We start from the raw sequence: 1987 nt of genomic DNA on the forward strand, positions 1-1987 counted from the left end.
GAGGTGGTCTGCATCATCGGCCCGTCAGGGTCGGGCAAGTCCACGGTGCTGCGCTGCATCAACCGTCTGGAAACGCCATCCTCGGGCCGCATCGTCGTGGACGGCCAGGACATCATGGACCCGTCCACGGACATCAACGCCGTGCGGACCGAGGCGACCATGGTCTTCCAGCAGTTCAACCTCTTCCCGCACATGAGCACCCTGGACAACGTCACCCTGGGCCCCATCAAGGTCCGCAAGGTTCCCCGGGCCAGGGCCGAGGAACTTGGCATGGCCCTGCTGGCCAAGGTCGGCCTGCGGGACAAGGCGAAAAACTACCCGGAACAGCTCTCCGGCGGCCAGAAGCAACGGGTGGCCATCGCCCGGGCCCTGGCCCTCCAACCCAAGGTCATCCTCTTTGACGAGCCGACCTCGGCCTTGGACCCGGAACTGGTCGGCGAGGTACTGGAGGTCATGCGCCAGCTGGCCAAAGAAGGCATGACCATGGTCGTGGTCACCCACGAGATGGCCTTTGCCCGCCAGGTGGCCGACCGGGTGATCTTCATCGATCAGGGGGTCATCCAGGAGGAAAGCCCGCCGGACGTTTTCTTTTCCAACCCGGAAAACCCCAGACTGCGGGACTTCCTCCAGCGGGTCCAGGAGCATTGAGGGCTCAAAAGGTCAGGCACTTCCTCACTCCTGTACATCGAACCCGGCATTGACCAGGGCCTCGACGCTGGAATCCAGATCGGCCTCCCGGACCAAGATGTAGTCCGTGTCAAAGGTCGATTGGGCCAGCAGGCTGATCCCGGCCCCGGCCAGGGCCTGGGATAGGTTGCGAAGGACCCCGACCATGTTGAAACTCAGAGGGCCCTCAACCATCAGGCAGCGCCAGCCCTCCTCCACCAGACTCCCATCCGGAACCATGCCTTCCGGACAGATGACCGAAGTCTCCCCCGAGCCCCAGGACACGGAAACAAAGGCCTGGCCATCGGCAGGAGCCATGTCCGGCCGTTCCCCCTCTCCGAGCCGACAGACCGTGTACCGCCCGGGCAGAACGCGAACCCCCAGGGCCTCCACGCCGACCATCACCGCCCCCCGGCCAGGACCTCGATCACGGCCCGCATGAAGTCCGGCAGATCGTCCGGGGTCCGGCTGGAGACCATGTTCCCGTCCACGACCACGGCCTCGTCCACCCACAGGGCCCCCGCATTGACCAGATCGTCCTTGATGGCCGAATATGAGGTCGTTGTGCGACCCTTCATGATCCCGGCCGAGATGGGCACCCATCCTGCGTGACAGATGTGGGCCACGAGCTTGCCCGCGGCATCCAGATCCCGAACCAGGGCCAAGGCCTCGGGGCTGCGCCGGATGCGGTCCGGGGCGTAGCCTCCGGGTATGACCACCCCATCGAGGTCACTGGCCCGAAGATCGCCAAAGGCCGCTCCGGCCGTGGCCGCAAGCCCGGTTTTGCCGTGATGGGTCTTTCCGGCCGTGGGCCCGGCCACAACCACTTTGGCCCCTTCCTCCTGAAGCCGGTAAAACGGGTACCAGAACTCCTGCTCGTTGTAGAGATCCTCCAGCAGGAGGGCCACGGTCTTGTTTTTCAATCGCATATTCTCGCTCCTTGTCGTTTCACGTTCCAGCATCTCGGCCCGACCCAAGAAAAATCCCGGCCGAACTTGGAGTTGGAACCGCATTGAACTCAATCCATACCCGAGAGCCGACCGAAAGCAAAGACCGGGCTAGTGCTTGTCCCCCGACCCCCAGATCCGATCCAGGGTCTGGTCGCGTCCCGATCCGGCCCGGTACATTCGATAGCGCAGGGGATTTCTCTCTGCGTAGCCCTGGTGGTAGTCCTCGGCCGGGTAGAAGGTCCCGGCCCGAGTCACCTCCACCCGCACCGGACGGCCGAGTTCGACCTCGATTCGTCCGACCGCGTCCAGTGCCAGATCGCGCTGCTCCTCGGTCGTCCAGAATATCCCAGGCCGGTACTGTGGGCCCCGAT

4 protein-coding genes are annotated in these 1987 nt (G+C 64.3%); 1 reads left to right on the forward strand and 3 read right to left on the reverse strand.

Translation table 11 applies throughout. The features are described 5' to 3' along the window. Positions 1-648, forward strand: a 648-nt coding sequence (locus EOM25_14340; GenBank protein NCC26354.1) for an amino acid ABC transporter ATP-binding protein, incomplete at its 5' end; no start/stop codon positions are given. Positions 649-672: 24 nt separating this feature from the next. Here the strand turns inward: EOM25_14340 and EOM25_14345 are convergent. The 3 genes from EOM25_14345 to EOM25_14355 form a co-directional block, all read right to left on the reverse strand. Further along, positions 673-1059, reverse strand: coding sequence for an ACT domain-containing protein (locus EOM25_14345; GenBank protein ID NCC26355.1), 387 nt, complete (start codon positions 1057-1059; stop codon positions 673-675). 8 nt (positions 1060-1067) lie between these two features. Beyond that, complete coding sequence (locus EOM25_14350) at positions 1068-1595, reverse strand: type 1 glutamine amidotransferase (protein NCC26356.1); 528 nt, start codon at positions 1593-1595, stop codon at positions 1068-1070. 129 nt (positions 1596-1724) lie between these two features. Next, positions 1725-1987, reverse strand: a 263-nt coding sequence (locus tag EOM25_14355; GenBank protein NCC26357.1) for a peptide-methionine (S)-S-oxide reductase, incomplete at its 5' end; no start/stop codon positions are given.

It is taken from the genome of Deltaproteobacteria bacterium (assembly GCA_009929795.1).
Taxonomy (GTDB): Bacteria; Desulfobacterota; Desulfovibrionia; order Desulfovibrionales; family Desulfomicrobiaceae; genus RZZR01.